Annotated in this window: 1 protein-coding gene; it reads left to right on the forward strand. The window is 54.5% G+C overall.

Going from position 1 to position 530, the window contains the following annotated elements:
- Window positions 1-446, forward strand: a 446-nt coding sequence (locus QMD53_07175; protein ID MDI6800416.1) for a transposase, incomplete at its 5' end; no start/stop codon positions are given.
- Window positions 447-530 lie beyond the last annotated feature (84 nt).

Raw genomic sequence — 530 nt, forward strand, 5'->3', positions numbered from 1 at the left:
CCCGGCTTTCGGGTAAGGACCGCCGATTCATCAAGGGGCAGAAGTATACCCTGCTTTCTCGGCGGGAGAACCTGGACACCGAGGGCCGGTTGGCCTTACGGACGTTATTGAAAGCCAACAAGCGGTTGAACGTCGCGTACCTTCTTAAAGAATCCTTTGGCCAGTTGTGGGAGTACAAAAAAGAGGGTTGGGCGCGGAAGTTTTTCGACAACTGGCGGTCCTCCCTGAAGTGGCAGCGGCTTAGGCCGTATGAGGAGTTTGCCCAGATGATCGAAAGCCATTGGGACGGGATTGCAGCTTTCATCCAATCTGAGGAGAAAGTCTCTTTGGGATTTGTTGAGGGTTTGAACAATAAGATTCGAGTCATCCAGCGCCGTGCCTATGGTTTACGAGACGAAGAATACCTCCGTCTGAAGGTTCTAACCTGTATGCTACCAGCGATCTAAGGACTGGCCCATTTTCCACTTCGCTGGGAGGGAGTTATCCATAGCCCCGGCGCTCACCCGCCCATTTGGGGCGTCGCGCCGGGG

This window comes from Actinomycetota bacterium, assembly GCA_030017835.1.
GTDB lineage: Bacteria > Actinomycetota > Aquicultoria > UBA3085 > Oleimmundimicrobiaceae > Yes70-04.